At 41.7% G+C, this 19,272-nt stretch carries 13 protein-coding genes and 1 riboswitch; of the genes, 5 read left to right on the top strand and 8 right to left on the bottom strand.

Features of this window, described 5'->3' with window-relative positions:
• Positions 1-186 precede the first annotated feature (186 nt).
• The gene (locus BM329_RS04215; RefSeq protein WP_177216182.1) at positions 187-1,020 is read left to right on the top strand and encodes an N-acetylmuramoyl-L-alanine amidase; all 834 of its coding nucleotides are present in this window, start codon (positions 187-189) and stop codon (positions 1,018-1,020) included.
• A 251-nt stretch (positions 1,021-1,271) separates the two neighbouring features.
• On the opposite strand, the gene BM329_RS04210 is transcribed toward BM329_RS04215, so the two are convergent.
• Positions 1,272-1,658, bottom strand: a complete 387-nt coding sequence (locus BM329_RS04210) for a helix-turn-helix domain-containing protein (RefSeq protein WP_092549524.1) — start codon at positions 1,656-1,658, stop codon at positions 1,272-1,274.
• Between the two features lie 216 nt (positions 1,659-1,874).
• Here BM329_RS04210 and mgrB point away from each other — a divergent pair, with 216 nt between their 5' ends.
• The 4 genes from mgrB (at position 1,875) to thiD (ending at position 5,718) form a co-directional block, all read left to right on the top strand.
• Positions 1,875-2,075 (top strand): PhoP/PhoQ regulatory lipoprotein MgrB, encoded by a 201-nt coding sequence (mgrB, locus tag BM329_RS14350; RefSeq protein WP_143101207.1) that lies wholly within the window; start codon positions 1,875-1,877, stop codon positions 2,073-2,075.
• Positions 2,076-2,308: 233 nt separating this feature from the next.
• Positions 2,309-3,670: an amino acid permease gene (locus BM329_RS04200; protein ID WP_092549376.1), complete on the top strand. Its 1,362-nt coding sequence runs from the start codon at positions 2,309-2,311 to the stop codon at positions 3,668-3,670.
• Positions 3,671-4,448: 778 nt separating this feature from the next.
• Positions 4,449-4,658 carry a transcription antiterminator/RNA stability regulator CspE gene (gene cspE / locus BM329_RS04195; RefSeq protein ID WP_092549373.1) on the top strand — a complete coding sequence of 70 codons (210 nt, stop codon included), beginning with the start codon at positions 4,449-4,451 and terminating at the stop codon, positions 4,656-4,658.
• Between the two features lie 123 nt (positions 4,659-4,781).
• Positions 4,782-4,875: riboswitch (TPP riboswitch) on the top strand.
• Positions 4,876-4,917: 42 nt separating this feature from the next.
• Positions 4,918-5,718, top strand: a complete 801-nt coding sequence (thiD, locus tag BM329_RS04190) for a bifunctional hydroxymethylpyrimidine kinase/phosphomethylpyrimidine kinase (RefSeq protein ID WP_177216181.1) — start codon at positions 4,918-4,920, stop codon at positions 5,716-5,718.
• Between the two features lie 107 nt (positions 5,719-5,825).
• On the opposite strand, the gene fbaB is transcribed toward thiD, so the two are convergent.
• The 7 genes from fbaB to mgtE form a co-directional block, all read right to left on the bottom strand.
• The gene (gene fbaB / locus BM329_RS04185) at positions 5,826-6,875 is read right to left on the bottom strand and encodes a class I fructose-bisphosphate aldolase (protein WP_092549367.1); all 1,050 of its coding nucleotides are present in this window, start codon (positions 6,873-6,875) and stop codon (positions 5,826-5,828) included.
• Positions 6,876-7,634: 759 nt separating this feature from the next.
• Positions 7,635-8,342, bottom strand: coding sequence for an envelope stress response regulator BaeR (gene baeR, locus BM329_RS04180; protein ID WP_092549364.1), 708 nt, complete (start codon positions 8,340-8,342; stop codon positions 7,635-7,637).
• The gene (gene baeS, locus BM329_RS04175) at positions 8,339-9,727 is read right to left on the bottom strand and encodes an envelope stress sensor histidine kinase BaeS (protein ID WP_092549361.1); all 1,389 of its coding nucleotides are present in this window, start codon (positions 9,725-9,727) and stop codon (positions 8,339-8,341) included. The genes baeR and baeS overlap by 4 nt, the downstream gene beginning before the upstream one ends.
• An 8-nt stretch (positions 9,728-9,735) precedes the next feature.
• The gene (gene mdtC, locus BM329_RS04170; protein ID WP_092549358.1) at positions 9,736-12,831 is read right to left on the bottom strand and encodes a multidrug efflux RND transporter permease subunit MdtC; all 3,096 of its coding nucleotides are present in this window, start codon (positions 12,829-12,831) and stop codon (positions 9,736-9,738) included.
• On the bottom strand, positions 12,828-16,001 hold the full coding sequence (locus BM329_RS04165) for an MdtB/MuxB family multidrug efflux RND transporter permease subunit (protein ID WP_092549355.1): 3,174 nt from the start codon (positions 15,999-16,001) through the stop codon (positions 12,828-12,830). The genes mdtC and BM329_RS04165 overlap by 4 nt, the downstream gene beginning before the upstream one ends.
• Positions 16,001-17,251, bottom strand: coding sequence for an MdtA/MuxA family multidrug efflux RND transporter periplasmic adaptor subunit (locus tag BM329_RS04160; RefSeq protein WP_092549352.1), 1,251 nt, complete (start codon positions 17,249-17,251; stop codon positions 16,001-16,003). The genes BM329_RS04165 and BM329_RS04160 overlap by 1 nt, the downstream gene beginning before the upstream one ends.
• Positions 17,252-17,761: 510 nt before the next feature.
• A complete protein-coding gene (mgtE, locus tag BM329_RS04155) occupies positions 17,762-19,228 on the bottom strand; it encodes a magnesium transporter (protein WP_092549350.1) in 1,467 nt (488 codons plus the stop codon).
• Between the last annotated feature and the right edge of the window lie 44 nt (positions 19,229-19,272).

Here is a 19,272-nt window from a genome sequence, read left to right as displayed (position 1 = left end):
TGGAATATGAATAACAGAACGTTATTCATATAGGATAATCATAAAAGCCGGATATTCGACTATTCCTTGAATGTCCGGCTTTTATTTGTACGTTAGATCCTGTCTGAAACTAAAAAACATCACATCTTCTTTAGTTTCATCTATTATATATACACAATGGATTTCAAGATTAGCAACTCGAACATGATAAAAAAATTAATGGCATGTGCATTTATTACTCTGTTAGTTGGTTGTTCTTATTCTCCTGAGCGAGAAGAGAGAAATGGTTATATTGTCGATTATTCTTATCCTTATTCGACCAATCAGGATATTGATTCGATTAAATTCCTTGTTTTGCATTATACTGCTTTAAATGATAGAAGATCTTTGCAGGCATTAACGGGAGGTAATGTTAGTGCACATTACCTCATTCCATCTCAGGCAAAATATGAAAATAAAGAGCCGATTATTTTCCAATTAGTCTCAGAAAAGCAAAGAGCATGGCATGCAGGAAAAAGTGAATGGAATGGATATCAAGGTCTAAACCATTACTCTATTGGTATTGAAATTGTTAATTGTGGTTTTAAGCAACAGTTTATTAAAAAAGAGTGGTGTTTATATCATCTATCGCAAATCGATGCAGTGATTAGATTGGCCAAAGATATTATTCAGCGATATCAAATTAAGGCGGTCAATGTTGTTGGTCACAGTGATATAGCTCCACTTAGAAAAAAAGATCCCGGTCCAGTTTTCCCATGGCAGTTACTTTATGAGCAAGGGATTGGTGCTTGGCCTGATCATGGGACTGTTAATAAATATTTGGCTGGAAGAAGTCCTGATATGCCTGCATCAGTGATTTCAATACAGAAGGCACTGTTTCGGTATGGTTATAAAATTCCTCAAACAGGGATACTGGATAATGAAACGCATAAAACGATTCAGGCATTTCAGATGCATTTTCGTCCATCCGATATTAATGGTACACCTGATGCTGAAACTGAAGCGATTGCTTTGGCTTTGGTCGAAAAATATCAAGGATAATTTATGCTTAATTCTCTTGAATGTAGATACATGAATTTCAAAATGCAGCACTTATTCTCTTGAGAAGGCTCCTGAGGAACATAGTTAACCGTATGTTTATAAAAAACGGAGGAGTGAGTTAGGGTAGCCAACAAAGCTGCAACTTGAGAGATGATGAATATAGAGTGCAACCATTTGTTGGGGTAGAAGAGACATTAAAAATGGAAAGTAAGTAAGGCGGCCGAGATAAGTGGCCGCTGATGATATTTACCTCATGATTGACAGTCATAGGTCAGATGCAATGGGAGCTTCACTTCAAGTTCTATATCTATGCTCTGACGAAAATCATAAGGTGTAATGCCATATTCTTTACGGAACATATATGTGAAATGAGATTGAGATCCGAAGCCGAAATCCAAAGCTATATCAAAAATAGGCAAAGAACTGTTTCTCAGCAGAGAAACTGCGCCAGCCAAGCGCCGTTGCCTTATGTACTTTCCAAGCGATATCCCTGTGACTTCTTTGAATATTTTCTGCATGTGCCAAAGGGAATAGCCAGAGTAAGCAGCAAGCTCTTCAAGATGAATGACACGGCCAAGATGGTTTTCTATCCATTTACTCAGTGCGCATACAAGTGCTAAGTGGTTATCTTGTGGCATTAAAATTTTAAATTGGTTAAAGGTGGGGAGAAGTATACACAACTTCTTTTCAAGATGACAAAACCCATCATTGTGGGCAGTGGCAATAATAAAACTAGGTGCTTCCGAGCGTAAAAACTTTTTATCCTATTTCACTAGGATGTTAACTACAATGAAATTATCCCAAGGTGGTTGAATTGAAAAATAAAAAAGTGATTTTAACATTGTGCCTAATAATTGTGCCTAATAGTAGTATGTCTGTTTTTGTATTTGCTGGAATTAGATATGCTTTGTGAACGAGGCAATGGAAAATGTGAATTAGGTGTTTGTTCTATTACCCGCTACATATACCCGCTACATACCTTTTTGATCTCTATCTCAATCATTATCCTGAATGTATGTGTGTTAACATACATCCATGGTATTCATTCTTTGTAAATGGTGTTTTAATATCCATCTAATTCTAATTAATAGACTAAATATCGAGTTAAATCAGCACATAACCAAAATTTATGATAGTTGAGACAATTTAAGTTCGACAAATTTTATGAAAATTGGGAGAGTGGGGTGATTCCTTGCTCTTTTCAGACTCAAAAAATACTCAGGTTCAAAAAAACAAATAGAATAACTTTTAATGAGACGGATTCTAAGCACCGCAAAAAGAGGACTAAATGGCAGGACAACAAGAACAATCCGCGCTTAAGCGTGGTTTAAAGAACAGGCATATTCAACTTATTGCTCTCGGTGGTGCAGTAGGTACAGGGCTATTTTTAGGTATAGCCCAAACCATCAAAATGGCAGGGCCTTCAGTACTACTTGGGTATGCAATTGGTGGATTTATTGCATTCTTGATTATGCGCCAATTGGGTGAGATGGTCGTAGAGGAGCCAGTCGCAGGGTCATTTAGCCACTTTGCTTATAAATACTGGGGCGATTTTGCTGGTTTTTTATCGGGTTGGAATTATTGGGCAATGTTCATTCTGGTCGGAATGGCAGAACTAACGGCCGTAGGCATTTATATCCAATATTGGTGGCCGGAAATTCCGACATGGGTTTCCGCCGCAATATTTTTTGTGCTGATAAATCTTATTAATTTGATTAATGTTCGATTATACGGTGAAACTGAATTCTGGTTCTCTATCATTAAAGTTACTGCGATTATCGGCATGATTTTCTTTGGAAGCTATTTGCTGATCAGCGGTAGTGGCGGGCCACAGGCAAGCGTCACCAATTTATGGCAGCAGGGCGGTTTTATGCCTAATGGGGTTTCCGGCTTGATCATGGCGATGGCGGTAATCATGTTTTCGTTTGGTGGATTAGAAACGGTAGGGATCACTGCGGCAGAGGCGGAAAATCCTGAGGAAAATATTCCAAAAGCAACCAATCAAGTCGTTTATCGAATCCTACTGTTTTACATCGGCTCACTGGCTATTCTGCTTTCACTTTATCCTTGGGGGAATGTAGTAGAAGGTGGTAGCCCATTTGTTTTAATTTTCCATGATCTGGATAGCTTTTGGGTGGCGAATATCCTGAATATGGTTGTATTAACGGCAGCATTATCTGTTTATAACAGTGGCGTATATTGTAATAGCCGGATGCTTTATGGTTTGGCTAAACAAGGCAACGCGCCCCGCATTCTGACCAAAGTGAATAAACGTAGTGTACCTGTTTTATCTATTGGGTTATCAGCGTTAGCAACATCAATGGGTGTACTGATTAATTATGTTATACCGGGTAAAGCATTTGAGTTGTTGATGGCATTGGTGGTAACAACGTTGGTTATTAACTGGATTATGATTTGCCTTGCCCATCTAAAATTCCGCGAAGCTAAGAATAATGAAGGCACTAAGACAAAATTCCGGGCATTGTGGTACCCGTTTGGAAACTACCTGTGTTTAGCATTTCTGGTGTTCATTCTTGTTATTATTCTGATGATGCCATCAATTAGTATTTCAGTTATTTTAATGCCATTCTGGATTGGTGTATTATGGCTGGGTTACTTAGTAGTCAAAGTAAAGAAAAAATCTGCTTAATTGTTAATCTATTCAGCGTATTTTCAGCTGGGTATTATGCCCGGCTGATTATTATCAGTATTCCTCCATTTTTAGCCTAATCTTAAAGGCTATTATGCGTTTTATCATAGCTTACTGACTCATAAGTAAGTAAGAGGTTTGTCATATGATTAAGGATAAATTAAAGTCACTTGATATGAATTATTTCATAGAAATAGTGTCATTAGTAGAACATATGAAGTGGCTAAATGACAAACTTCAGACTTTATAAATCTTATAAAGTTGTTTATCCATATATGGTGTAAAGATAAAAATATTATTATTGAATAATATTTAATAAATGATAAACAAAAAAGTAGTCTGATTATATGCAAGATGTTTATATTTTATGTTAATCAAGAGTTGAATGTAATTAGTGATAACTTTATAGTTATCGAAAATGGATTCTGGGCCATGATAACTCTCTATTCTACTCTGCAATAGGCGCAAAAAACAGCATTATATATTAGCTTAATTAAAGTTGTTTCTTTGGGTTGAATTTTTATTTTTGTGTATATTCATATGGTTAGGTTGATTAAAGATTGTTGTATAATTTAAAATCAGAATAGGTGTTAAGATTTTCAAATATGTGCGTTGGCTCCAGCACCTGAAAAAAATGGCTTGCGATTATATAAAGAGTATGTGATAAAACACATGGGTAAACGGAGTATAGTTCTGTTAATAAATAACAGCAACGAATACTAATTTGTTTATTTTCATGTCAATCGGCGAATTAAGTGATTCAAAGGAAATTTTTGAAATGGCAAAAATCACTGGTACTGTGAAGTGGTTCAACGAGTCAAAAGGTTTTGGTTTTATTACTCCAGCTGATGGTAGCAAAGATGTATTTGTACATTTTTCTGCAATTATGAAAGATGGATTTAAAACATTATCTGAAGGCCAGCAAGTTGAGTTTGAAATACAGGATGGTCCTAAAGGCCCTGCTGCCGCAAACGTCACAATTTTATAGTAATAAATTTATTTTGGTTGGTATTTAACTTCTGACCAAATATATTTATCGTTATTTTAGTTTCATTATCTGACGATAATCTATTGCAAATATCACTCTATTGGGATACTAATAGAGTGATTTTTATTTGGCTCGGGGCGTTCTTTGATTGAACTGAGAAGTACCCGTATTACCTGATCTGGATAATGCCAGCGTAGGGAAGTCATGGTATCTTTTATTTTGATACCCACTTTTCTTTTTCTGGTGAATAGGAGTCACCATCATGAGAATTAACTCACTAACTATCGCAGGGACTGATCCCAGCGGTGGTGCCGGCATTCAAGCTGATTTAAAAACCTTCTCCGCACTTGGCGCTTACGGTACAACGGTCATAACCGCATTGGTTGCCCAAAATACAAGAGGAGTCCAATCGGTTTATGATATTGATCCTCTCTTTGTTTCTGCCCAGCTAGAATCCGTATTTTCGGATGTTAAAATAGACAGCGCTAAAATTGGCATGTTATCCAATTCGGCCAATATCGCTGTAGTTGCAGAATCATTACGCCGTTATCCAGTTTCCCACATTGTATTAGATACCGTTATGGTGGCAAAGAGTGGTGATCCTTTGCTATTACCAGAAGCCATTGCGGCAATGATAGAGCAATTACTGCCAATCGTTTCTTTGATCACTCCTAATTTGCCCGAAGCAGCCGCCATACTGAAATGTAATCCTGCGGAGACAGAAAAGGAGATGCTACAGCAGGGAAGAGAATTACTTTTAATGGGATGTCAGGCGGTTTTACTGAAAGGCGGTCATTTGAACAATGAAGAAAGCCCGGATTGGCTTTTTACCCATGAAGGAGAGTGGCGTTTTACCGCGCCCAGAGTGAATACCCGACATACTCATGGTACCGGTTGTACATTTTCTGCGGCACTTGCTGCATTACGCCCACGTTATTCCGATTGGCAAAGCACTTTACCTTCTGCAAAAGCATACTTGCAAAATGCGCTGGCACAGGCAGATACTCTTGGCGTTGGTCAGGGGATTGGTCCTGTGCATCATTTTCATCAATGGTGGTGAATTAGAAAGATAGGATTGTTATTGAATAATGGGGATACCAGTATCCCCATTGTGAAATATACCTATCTCCTGAAATCCATCGGGTAACGATGAATAAAAAAGCTTGATTAGGCGATAGTAATATTCGTGTCGAGATAGACATCCTGAACGGAGTGAATTAACTCAACACCTTCTTTCATTGATTTCTTGAACGCTTTGCGGCCAAGGATCAATCCCATCCCTCCAGCCCGTTTATTGATAACAGCTGTGCGAACTGAATCACTCAGATCGTTATCTCCGGAAGCACCCCCAGAGTTGATTAATCCAGCGCGTCCCATGTAACAGTTAGCCAGTTGATAGCGAACCAGATCAATCGGATGCTCAGTAGTCAAATTGCTATAGACACGTTTATCAGTATGCCCAAACCCAATGGTTGTATAACCACCGTTGGTTTCTGCCATTTTTTGTTTAATGATATCGGCACCTATTGTTGCTGCCAGATGATTTGCCTGACCCGTTAAATCGGCACTAGTATGATAATCAACGCCATCCTTCTTGAACGCTGAATTCCGTAGATAGGCCCATAACACGGTAACCATACCTAACTCGTGAGCACGTTCGAAAGCAGCTGAAATTTCTTCTATTTGGCGACGTGATTCGGGAGAGCCATAATAAATAGTTGCCCCGACTGCGACTGCACCCATGTTAAATGCTTGCCCGACGCTGGCATATAAAGTTTGATCATATTGGGTTGGATAGGTTAATGCCTCGTTATGATTGAGCTTTACCAGAAACGGGATTTTATGGGCATAACGGCGAGAAACAGATGCGAGGACACCATAAGTTGAAGCAACACAGTTACAACCTGCCTCAATTGCCAATTCAACAATATTTTTAGGATCAAAATAAAGTGGATTGGCGGCAAAAGATGCACTGGCAGAATGCTCGACTCCCTGATCTACCGGCAAAATTGAGAGATAACCTGTTCCGGCCAGACGACCATGATTTAGTAAGGTTTGCATGGAACGCAGGACAGTATTAGGTCGATTATTTTCAATCATTACTCGATCGACGAAATCTGTGCCCGGGAGATAGAGATTTTCTTGTGGAATGGTAGTGCATTTGTGTTGTAATAAATTCTCTGCGTCTTTTCCTAATAACTTAGCGATATCAGTCATGATTAACTCCAGTTTGCAAAAGGCGCTACTGATTGTTGTTGATATTCAGATTAATAACAAGGCAAGTAGAAAGGGAAACAGCAGTGGATCGCTTCAGTTAATATAATAATTGCCAAAATCTGACCATTTTGTAGCAATGGAAAGTGAAATAATTTTTATCTGACAGAATGAAAAATAAACCTTAACCTATTCTATACCCGTCTCCTTTCAAGTTGCAGCTTTGTTGGCTGCGCTCACTCACCCCAGTCACATAGTTAGCTATGCTCCTGGGGCTTCTTCCCTTACTGTCGCGCTGCATCTTGAAATCCATTGGGTATATAACTGAATAATTTGAGTAGTGCTTTCTTAAAATTTCCTTCATGAAACTGAATAAATATTAATGATATTTATTGCGATATGATTCCTTTATTTATAATAAATAATGTTACTAAAAAATAATCAAAAAATAGCCAATGGCAGAGAGGGTAATCATTAAATTAATTTATTTTTATGGGACAGGGTTGAATTTTAACTTTTTGAAAATTAAATATTTTATTTTTTATCAAATAAAAGAAAAGGCCAGCCCAAGGGAGATTGAGCTAGCCAAGGAGGTGGTTCCTAGTCTTACAGTAACACTTTTTTAGTTCTTCATTTTTCAGGGCTGATAATACGAGAAATAAAATAATATTGATGTGATCTATTTCTAAAAAAGCAGAACAATTTCTTTAAAATCTTATTTAGAATTATTTCACTTTTCCTTGATCGTGCTTACCACCATTTTTACATCAAACGGCATATCTCTGCTTCCCAACGATAACCTAGTCCATAAATTGATCGGATAAAAGATTTATCCTCATCCAATTGCTCCAGTTTCCTGCGCAGGTTCTTGATATGGCTATCAATGGTGCGATCATTCACAATACGGTGGTCATTATAAAGATTATTCAACAACTGATCCCGCGAAAAAACTCGCCTGGGCTGGCTGGACATTATCTTGAGTAGTCGAAATTCGACGGGGGTTAGTTCAAGAACCCGTTCAAGATAGCGTGCCTGAAAGTGGCTTTCATCAATAGTCAAAGCTCCTTGTTCGCTAATAATATCCTGTGGACGGTAGCAACGCCGCAAAATTGTCTTTACTCTGGCTACCATTTCCCGTGGGCTATAAGGCTTACAAATATAATCATCCGCACCAATTTCCAAACCGAGCAGCCGATCAATTTCTTCTGTTTTGGCAGTCATTATCACAATCGGAACATCAGAAAATTTACGAATTTCCCGACAGACCGATAATCCATCAAGACCGGGTAGCATTAGATCAAGTAAGATAATATCGGGCTGGTTTTTTTGAACATAGTTAATAACTTCATCACCACGTTTCAGCCATTGGGTTTGATAATCAGCTGATTGCAGATAATCGACCAGCAGTCGCCCTAACTTTGGTTCATCTTCAACTATTAGAACGGTATATTGTGTGAAATACGTGCTCATGGTGTTTCAATTTTAGAGGATTTAAGCAGTGGTAATTCTACGTGGATTTGAATACCGCCTAAAGGCGATCTGGTCGCGCGGATAGTGCCATCATGCGCTTCAACGATATTGTAACAGATTGCCAACCCGAGTCCCGAACCGCCGCTTGAACGATTACGGGAGGATTCGCAGCGGTAAAAACGCTCAAAAACATGGTGGCATTGCTCAATAGTCAGCCCGGGAGCGCTATCTTGCAAATCGAATATCCATTTTTGTTGATCTGAATAACTTTGAATCATCACTTTTCCCTGATCAGCGGTATAGCATAGGCTATTTTCCAATAAATTTTGGAAGAGTTGTGCTAATCGATCGGGATCTGCAAACAGTGTCACATTTTCTTTGAAGCTCAATGACAATGTGATTTGCTTATCAGCAAAACGGCTCTGATAACTTGCGATGGAGATTTGCAATAGTTGATTGATATTTATCAGCTCTTTCCGATAAGACAGAGAACCTCTATCGGAAAGGGACAGTAAATGTAGATCGTTTACCAATTTTGTCAGGATGGTGACTTCCGCGAGTAAAGAATGGATGGTTTCCTGTGTCGGATGGCGTACACCATCCTGCAAGGCTTCTAACTCACCACGCAGAACAGAAAGTGGGGTGCGTAGTTCATGGGAGATATCCGTCATGTAGTCACGGCGCATTTGTTCATTTTTTTCCAGTGTATTTGCAAGCTGATTAAAGTCTGACGCTAATTTACCAATTTCATCTTTGCTGGATGGAATGACCCGAACACTAAAATCACCTGCTGCGAGTTTATGTGTTCCCTCTACCAGCCGTTTAACAGGGCGCAAGAGACTCCGGGAAAGGATAAAAGTAGCAATCAGTGCCAGTAAAGTTGAAAAACCGGCGATAACCCAACTTGTAAATTGTTGCTGATGGGCAAAACTGATATCAGCCTGACTGGTAATTTTGTCAGATTTGCTGACAATCACCCAACCGACAACCTTATCCTGATAAGTGACGGGCTTGCGATAGCTTTCTGCGGGGATATTTCCAGAGTAACCCACCAGACAATTCATCTGAGCATCTACAACCCAGAATTGGGTACGCCAACCCCGGGGCGGAGACCCCTGATGGCTGTCGCTATTTTGCTCAATGGTACGAATAATTTGAAAAATTACTTGATTGTTTTGAGTCAGAAAATCCCAACTACCGTATTGCTGATATTGTTCTGTTAGCGCTTCTGCCAGCGTTCCTGCCCGCATTTGACTATTTTGTTTTATATAGCCGATAAAGCCGTGCTGGAAACTGAGGCGAATGCCCCAGTGCATTGTCACTAATACCAGCATACAGGTGGCAAAAATTGCCAGAAACAACTTACTGCTAATACCTATTTTCATCATAAATTTCATGATGTTTTAGTGAATTGAGTTTTTACTGCCCGATGATTGCGCTTTTTCTCATGTAACCTATCAAAGAATAAATACACAACAGGAGTGGTATATAGCGTGAGAAGTTGACTCATTACCAATCCTCCGACAATAGTAATACCCAATGGGAAGCGCAACTCAGCACCATCCCCATTACTCAATACCAAAGGCAAGGCACCAAACAAAGCAGAAAGAGTTGTCATCATTATTGGCCGGAAACGCAATAAACAGGCCTGAAATATCGCCTCTTGAGCACTGAGTTTACCGTTTCTCTGCGCTTGAAGGGCAAAATCTATCATAATAATAGCGTTTTTCTTGACAATACCTATCAGCAGCATAATTCCAATCATCGCAATTAGGCTAAATGGTGTATTGAACAACTCCAATGCCAGTAAAGCTCCCACCCCGGCAGAAGGTAGGGTGGACAGGATTGTCAGCGGATGAATATGACTCTCATACAGTACTCCCAAAACCAGATAAACTGTCACGATAGTTGCGAGGATCACCAGCAATTGGGAACGTTCGCTATCCTGAAAATCTTGTGCAGTACCTGCAAAAGAGCTGCGCACTGCTGAAGGTACACTCAATTCTGTCATTGTTTTTTCTATCGCACTAATTGCATCGGACAGCGTGTATCCTGGTGCAACATCAAAAGCAATGGTAGAGGAAGCTGAAAGCCCTTGGTGGTACACGTCCAGCGGTGCATTGTCAGGATGCCAGCGAGCAAAGTAGGAAAGCGGAATGCGTTCTCCTTTGGCATTGATAATAAACATTTTTTCCAGCGTGCTTGGATCTTGGGTATATTGCGGAGCAACTTCCATTATCACCCTGTACTGATTTAATGGTTGATAAATTGTGGAGATAGGTTGTTGCCCAAAAGCATTACTGAGTAACTTATTGGCATCAGAGACATTGATCCCCAAACGCGCCATGACATCACGATCATAAGTAATCGCTATTTCAGCACCTTTATCATCTTCGTCTTCATCTGAGTTAACGTCCACCAGCTGGGGCAGTTTTTCCAACGCTCTCTTGATTATAGGACTCCATTTACGTAATTCACCAAAATCATCGGACAACAAACTAAATTGATAAGTAGATTTAGCCCCGCGTCCCCCGGATCTGAGATCTTGAACAGGAACTAAATATAAGCGGACTCCAGCCTCATTGGTGAGTTTGCCTCTTAAACGAGTGATGACTTGTTGGATACTTTCCGTGCGCTCTTCAAGCGGTTTCAGAGCAATAAACATAAAACCTGTGTTGATACTGTCACCACCTGTAAATCCCACGACATTGTCCACGGTCGGATCGGCATCGACTATCTGCATAAAACTTTTTACTTTTTCGCGCATAGATTGGAATGAAATGCTTTGATCAGCAACGATAAAACCCAGCATCTTCCCGGTATCCTGTTGAGGAAAAAAGGTTTTGGGAATACTGATATAAAGCCAGATATTCAGGGCGATAATGCCGGCCAGTGTTAGTAGGACCCAACGCGTATGATTAAGTATCCATTTCAGTGAGCGTCCATAAGCCTGTTGAAGTTTCAACAATACCTTACCGAATCCCCGCTTCTGTTTCTGCGATTTTATGGGTGGTGATTTGAGTAAATGAGCACACATCATTGGAGTTAACGTCAGAGAAACCAACAATGAAATGCCAATCGCGGTGGCGAGTGTAACCGCGAAATCTTGAAACAATCGACCAAGCAGTTCATCGATCAATACAAGAGGTATGAACACGGCAATGAGAGACAGACTCATGGCAAGTACTGTAAATCCAACTTCTCTGACCCCTTTAAGGGCGGCTTGCATTGGTTTTAGTCCGGCATCGAGATGACGGGATATATTCTCCAATACGACAATGGCGTCATCAACGACAAATCCTGTGGCGATGGTCAATGCCATCAATGAAAGATTATTCAGGCTAAAGCCGCACAAATACATGGCGGTAAAGGTGCCAATAAGTGATACCGGAACCGCAATCGCCGGGATAAGTGTAGCGCGGCCTGAACGTAAGAACAGGAATACCACCAGAATGACCAAAGCAACGGCAATGGCAAGAGCGCGTTCGACTTCTTGCAGGGAAGCACGAATAGTTGGCGAGCGATCTTGCGCAATGTTCAACTGAATACTGGCAGGCAGAGATTCTTGCAGGATGGGAAGTTGCTCTCGGATACGCTGAATAGTTGCGATGATATTCGCACCTGCTTCACGACGGATAACAATGGCAATCGCAGATTTATTGCCGGACATACCGGCTGCCCGAATATCTTCGACGGAGTTCTTAACATTTGCAACATCCTGCAAACGAACAGGAGCCCCATTATTATAATGCACAATAATGGAGCGATAGCTGTCTGCTGTTCTCAGCGCGTCATTGGTGTGCAATTGCCAGCTTTGTTTATCTGAATCAATATAACCCGTTGGACTCCTGACATTAGCATTGCTGATAGCGTTGCTGACATCGTTAAGAGAAACGCCTTGATTAAAAAGGGCATTAGGATTTAACTCAACGCGTATTGCCGGTAATGAACTACCACTAACACTGACTTGACTGACGCCTTCTATTTGAGAAAGTTTCTGTGCCATTCTGGTGGACGCGAGATCATACAGTTGTCCTTCACTATAATTGTCTGATGTGAGGGTCAGAATCATGATCGGCGCGTCTGATAAGTTAGCTTTATAATATCCCGGTTTGCTTGGCATACCTGAAGGCAACAAGCTTTGCGCAGCATTAATGGCAGCCTGGACATCCCGTGCTGCTCCATTGATATCCCGATTCAGCTCAAATTCCAGATAAATATAAGAGGTTCCCAATGAGCTGACGGAGGACATCTCTTTGACGCCTGCAATTCTACCTAATGCTTGTTCTAACGGCATTGTTACAGAAGATGCCATAGTTTCGGGTGATGCGCCGGGCAGAGAAGCATTAACTGTAATCACAGGAAAATCGACTTTCGGCAATGGTGATACAGGCAGCAAGATGAAGCTGAGTGCACCACACAGGGTGATGGCTAAACTCAGCAATGTTGTAGCAACTGGCCGCTGGATAAATAGTGCAAAAAATTTCACAGCGACTCCCGATGATTGGCAGAGGATTTATCCAGACTTATTGGATTGGATGGAGTTTCCTGATCATTTTGCTTATTTTTTCGGAAATGATTCGCTAACTGATCAAACAGCAGATAAATAACGGGAGTGGTGAACAACGTTAAGATCTGGCTCATGATCAGACCTCCCACCATACTGGCTCCTAATGGACGGCGCAATTCTGCGCCAATACCGGTACTGAGCATCAGTGGCAAAGCACCCAATAGTGCAGCCATGGTTGTCATCAATATGGGTCTGAAACGTAACAAGCAAGCTTGATAAATGGCCTCATAAGGAGGCATGCCTTGCTCACGTTCTGCTGCCAATGCGAAATCTATCATCATGATGGCATTTTTCTTCACAATACCGATCAGAAGAATAATCCCTATGATGGCGATAATATCTAATTCATATCCACTAACCATTAAGGTCAGTAAGGCGCCAACACCCGCTGTAGGTAAAGTAGACAATATTGTGATGGGATGAATAAAACTTTCATACAATATGCCAAGGACGATATACATCGCAACGACAGCAGCCAAAATCAGCCAAAGAGTATTACTGAGCGCATCTTGGAATGCCAGTGTTGCACCTTGGAATTGTGTGATTATGTTTTTTGGCATCTGAATCGCCCGTTCTGTTTCCTGAACTGCATTAACCGCTTGTTCAAGGGACGAATTCTTCGCAACATTGAACGAAAAAGTGACAGAAGGGAACTGTTGCAGATGGTTGATAGACAAATGTCCCAGTCGCTGTTCGATGGTGGCAATGGTATTAAATGGTACCATTTTGCCATCACTTCCCGTCAGATAGAGGTTATTGAGTGCGTCCAGCCCTGAATTTTTTTTCGTATCCTGCTCAAGAATGACTCGATACTGATTTGATTGAGTATAAATGGTTGAAACCAAACGCTGACCGAATGCGTTATACAACGCACTATCTACTGTTGCCATAGAGATCCCAAACCGACTGGCCAAATCACGATTCACATTAAGATAAGCCACTAACCCCTGATCCTGCCAATTATTGCCGATATCTGCCAGTTCAGATCGCTGTTTCAGCGCGTTTTGCAATCTAGGTACCCAGACACTGAGTTCATCAAGGGAGGTTGCCTGCAATGTAAATTGGTATTGCGTGCGGGATACTTGTGTATCAATAGTTAAATCCTGTGTCGGTTGCAAATACAACCTAACGTTAGGCACGCTGGTAACGCGGGCCTGTAAACGTGGAATAACTTCATCAATGCGCTCATCACGTTGACTGAGAGGCTTTAGCGTAATTTGGATACGGGTGTTATTCAGGGTTGGGTTGTTACCGTCAACACCGATAAATGTTGTAATATTATCCACGGCAGGATCTTGCAATAACAGGCTTGTAACCTGCCTCTGTTTATCCGTTATTGCGTTGAATGAAATGGACTGCGGTGCTTCCAGTGTCCCCTGAATCAGCCCATTGTCTTGCAAGGGAAAAAATCCTTTGGGGATCATGATATAGAGCAGAGCGGTCAAAACCATTGTCCCGAATGCAACACCGAGCGTAATCCAAGGATGATTCAGCACACGTCTCAGAAAAATGGCATATATCTCGATCATGCGTTCAAAGAAACGTTCACAGGCTTGTTCGAAGCGATTATGTTTAATTTCAGCTTCGGCTTTTAACATTCTTGCGCACATCATCGGTGTTAACGTTAGTGACACCACGGCAGAAACTAAAATTGCCACAGCCAGAGTGATAGCGAATTCCCGGAATAGACGACCAACAATATCCCCCATAAACAGCAATGGGATTAGTACAGCGATTAATGAAAAAGTCAGAGAGATAATCGTAAAGCCCATTTCTCCCGCCCCTTTTAGCGCAGCCGTAAGTGGTTTTTCTCCCCGTTCAATATAGCGGGAAATATTTTCTATAACGACGATGGCATCATCCACCACAAAGCCTGTTGCGATAGTCAATGCCATTAGTGTGAGGTTATTGACGGAAAAACCGAAAAAATACATAACAGCGAAAGTACCCATCAAAGAAAGGGGTACAGCAACACTCGGGATTAAAGTTGCAGTGATATTGCGCAAAAACAGGTAAATCACCATGATAACCAGCGCGATGGCCAGCAACAGTTCAAATTGAACATCCTTGACCGAATTACGGATTGTGACAGTGCGGTCGGTCAGCACTTCAACATTGACTGATTTGGGCAGGCTGCTGATCAATTCTGGCAGCATGTTACGGATATTATCTGTTGTCTCAATAACATTTGCGCCGGGCTGGCGTTGAACGTTGATGACAATGGCGGGTTTTTCATTGGCCCATGCGCCCAATTTGTTATTTTCAGCCCCCAGCTCGATAGTGGCAATATCACGCAAACGAATCGGGGCATCATTCTTATATGCCACAATTAAATTTCGGTAATCATCAATAGATTTCATCTGATCGTTGGATGAAATGGTAATTGAGCGTGTCGGCCCATCAAAACTACCTTTTGCTGAATTCACATTGGCCTTCATGATGGCGGAGCGAATCATATCACTGTCTAAGCCTTGAGAAGCGATGGCCTGAGCATTCAATTTCACGCGCACAGCGGGGCGTTGTCCTCCAGCCAGTGTCACCAGGCCAACACCACTGACCTGAGAAATACGCTGGGCTACACGGGTTTCTACCATATCTTGCACCTGCGTCATGGACAGGGCATCAGAGGTTACGGCCAGCGTCAAGATAGGGGGATCAGCCGGGTTAACCTTGCTGTAGATTGGCGGATAGGGTAAATCGTCAGGCAATAGATTACTGGCGGAGTTAATCGCCGCCTGTACATCCTGCTCTGCGACATCCAATGGCAAGGAAAGCTGGAATACCAGTGTAATAACCGAAGTACCACCAGAACTTCGGGATGACATCTGTTTTAAGCCGGACATTTGCCCGAACTGACGCTCCAGCGGAGCTGTAACGATAGACGTCATTACATCTGGGTTAGCGCCGGGATAGAGGGTTACCACCTGAATAGTCGGATAATCCACTTGTGGCAAGGCAGAAACGGGCAGCATCCGATACCCGATGAACCCTGCCAATAATATCGCAACCATAAATAACGTCGTAGCGACCGGTCGCAGTATAAACAGGCGGGATGGTCCCCCGCCTGTTATCGGAGAATCAGGTTGCATTACGGATTCTCCACTTCGTCGTTTTGTTGATTATTTGATTTTGCTGAATTGGTCTTATTGTTCGTGACATCAAGAGAGTTAACTGACAGCGGTTTTACAATCTCGACCTTTGCACCTTCGGTCAATTGGTCAATCCCGTCGGTGACAACACGGTCACCTGCCGACAAACCGCTGCTGATGACCACAAATTGACTATTTTGCAACCCGGGAACGACCTTATGTTTGCTGACTTTATTTTCTTTATCTACTTTCCAGACAAAATGACCAATACTCCCGATTTGCAATCCAGCACTGGGGATCACAATAGCATTTTCAAGTGTGTTAATTTTCATCTGAATATTGATGAATTGATTAGGAAATAGCACGTTGTCTTGATTATTGAACTGCGCTTTCATCTTGATTGTGCCAGTGGTGACATCAATTTGGTTATCAATACTGAGCAATTTACCCTGTGCCAATTGTAGTTGATTATTGCGGTCCCACGCGATGACATTGACATTTTCATGGTCTTTCTGAGCCTTCAGGACAGCGCTGATATCATTTTCAGGCAGGGAAAATATCACATCAACGGGATCGACTTGCGTAATGATTACAATCGGAGTTCCGCCAGCAGCAGATACATAATTACCGATATCAATGCGTTTTAATCCGACACGACCAGAAATAGGCGCAGTGATGCGGCTGTAAGCCAATTGCAATCCTGCTTCGTCCAGATCAGACTGGCTGGTTTTCAGGCTGGCTTCGCTCTGACGAACCAGCGAAATTTGTTTATCCAGATCTTGTTGAGATATCAGCTTACTTTTTGCTAATTGCTGATAGCGAATTAAATCCTGTTTAGCATTGGTCAATGTTGCCTGATCTTTAGCATATTGCCCCTGTGCCCGTGTCAACTTAACTTGAAAAGGACGAGGATCGATCTCCGCCAGCAAATTCCCTTTTTTGACGTATTGCCCTTCATTAAAATGCAGGCTTATTAACTGACCTTCTACAAGACTGGTTACAGTCACTGTATTTGTCGCTTGAACTGTTCCCAATCCTCCCAAGTAATGGGGCACAGATTTTATTTCAGTTGTTGCTACTTGTACGGGGGGAAGTGCTGGATTGTGTGCACTCTGTTGTGATTCTGAATCCTCGTTTTTATCTGATGTTGCAGGCGTGTTGAAATGTTTCCACGCAAAGAAAACTGCCACGACGATCACGGCTAACGCCGCAGCGAGTCGGAAAAAATAGGAACGGCTTTTGTTATTCATTTGCTCGACATTCTCTCAATGTTGTGGCGGTAATCGGTCATGCCGCATCTTATGCCAAAATAGATGCAAGAATATATTATTAGTGTAACTAGAGAGATTTAGTCAATAATGAAGAAAATATGGAGGTTATGTCAAAAAGGTTATGTTTCTGGTAGTAATTTTTCATGAATTTTGTGATAGGGAATGCGATGAGTCATGAAAAAGTGTGTTATGGGGAATATGGGGAATATGGGGAATATGGTGTTGTATTTTAACTGATCGTAAAATGTACTATGTTTATAATCCTGTTTGAGGCTTTGAAAGTGGATATATCAATCAGATATGCTGATATAAATGAGAGAGAATAAAAGCATCTTAAAGTACGCTGGGTATAGCGTCTGGGACGATAGAGTGTATTGATAATTGAAAAAATGCCGATGATTGAATCGACATTTTCTTCCATTGATTGCTTCATACCACATTACGGTATCTATCCACTCGTTATTTGTAATAAACCATCAGATAAGCTAGTCACACCAAAAACAGTGTTGCCAGTCCCAAAAAGATAAAGAATCCGCCAGTATCCGTAATAGCAGTAATCATCACGCTGGAACCAATCGCAGGATCTCTTCCCAGTTTCATCATAATAAACGGGATAAATACCCCCATCAGCGCTGCCATCAGCAGATTCAGTATCATCGCCATTGTCATAACACACCCCATAGCAAGATCACTATAAAGCAGATAGGTGATAACGCCCATTATTCCACCCCAAATGATGCCGTTAATCAGGGCGACCCCAAACTCCCTCAATATCAGATAAGAAAAGCTGCCTGTTTGAATCTGGTGAAGCGCCAGTGCACGAACGATCATAGTAATGGTCTGGTTGCCAGTATTACCACCGATGCCTGCTACGATAGGCATCAAAGTTGCAAGGGCAACAAGCTGGGAAATGGTATGTTCAAACAGGCCGATGACTCTGGAAGCCACAAAAGCAGTACACAAGTTTATTGCGAGCCATGTCCAGCGGGTTTTGACTGCTTGTCCAACGGGAGCGAAAACATCTTCTTCGCGGCTTAATCCCCCCATCCGGCGTATATTGTTGTCGGTTTCTTCATTTAAGGTATCAACAATGTCTTCAACTGTCAGGCGTCCCATCAAACGACCGTTGTTATCTACCACAGCGGCAGAGATTAAGTCGTAACGTTCGAATGCACTGGCGGCATCTTCGCCTTTTTGCTCCGGCGAGAAAGTCACGGTATCCGTATGCATGACTTCGGCAACTAATTTATCTGGCACGTTGATAAGCAATGTGGTGAGGGGAAGTTCTCCCTGAAGACGGTTTTTACGATCAATAACAAAGATCTTATCGGTTGTTTCAGGGATGGAGCCTCGTGAGCGTAAAAAACGTTGAACTGTACTGAGTGTAACGTTTCCTCGTACTGTCACGAACTCAAAATCCATCATCTGTCCGATACTGTCTTTGTGGTATTGCAATACTTCGCGGATGCGGTTGCGCTGGCTCGGCTCCAGATAGGTCAGTAAGCGGCGTGAAGTCTCTCTGGGAAGATGTTCCGCTATGTATGCTTGTTCATCCACATGCAAAGTGCCGATGGCGCGCAATAGTTCAACATCAGACATGTCTTTGATTAGGTTGTCCCAGATAGGAATGTAGGCTTCTACCAAAACTTCACCGCGCTGATTGTTGTCGATAAGCTTCCATAAAGCGAGACGCTCGTCATAGGGCAAGGCTTCCAGAATATCCGCAATATCAGCAGCATGCAGGTCGAGCAGTAATGTACTGACTTCCTCTATTTTCTCTAATAACTGTTCATCGCTGATGGCAGAAGATTCATCAGCTTGGCCTAATAACGTGTCAACAAATAGCTCATCATTAATGAACAGTGAGAACAGGTGTTGGCGAGCATGTGCCAATTTTTGCGAATGTTGATTGGCAACAGTCGCATTATTATTAGGTGTAAAGGTCGGTTGTAACATAATGTACCTTTAAAGCAGAAAATAGGCTAAAACAAGGGTGTTCA

Origin of the sequence: Xenorhabdus koppenhoeferi (assembly GCF_900116635.1) — a bacterium.
Lineage (GTDB): Bacteria > Pseudomonadota > Gammaproteobacteria > Enterobacterales > Enterobacteriaceae > Xenorhabdus > Xenorhabdus koppenhoeferi.
Note: the sequence above shows the minus strand (reverse complement) of the source record. Positions and strands in the feature narration are given on the sequence as shown.

Coding starts and splice junctions, on each gene's coding strand:
- BM329_RS04210 (WP_092549524.1), bottom strand. CDS start 1,658: ATGCCACAAGATAACCACTTAGCACTTGTATGCGCACTGAGTAAATGG.
- BM329_RS04200 (WP_092549376.1), top strand. CDS start 2,309: ATGGCAGGACAACAAGAACAATCCGCGCTTAAGCGTGGTTTAAAGAAC.
- cspE (WP_092549373.1), top strand. CDS start 4,449: ATGGCAAAAATCACTGGTACTGTGAAGTGGTTCAACGAGTCAAAAGGT.
- fbaB (WP_092549367.1), bottom strand. CDS start 6,875: ATGACTGATATCGCTAAGTTATTAGGAAAAGACGCAGAGAATTTATTA.
- baeR (WP_092549364.1), bottom strand. CDS start 8,342: ATGAGCACGTATTTCACACAATATACCGTTCTAATAGTTGAAGATGAA.
- baeS (WP_092549361.1), bottom strand. CDS start 9,727: ATGAAAATAGGTATTAGCAGTAAGTTGTTTCTGGCAATTTTTGCCACC.
- BM329_RS04165 (WP_092549355.1), bottom strand. CDS start 16,001: ATGCAACCTGATTCTCCGATAACAGGCGGGGGACCATCCCGCCTGTTT.
- BM329_RS04160 (WP_092549352.1), bottom strand. CDS start 17,251: ATGAATAACAAAAGCCGTTCCTATTTTTTCCGACTCGCTGCGGCGTTA.
- mgtE (WP_092549350.1), bottom strand. CDS start 19,228: ATGTTACAACCGACCTTTACACCTAATAATAATGCGACTGTTGCCAAT.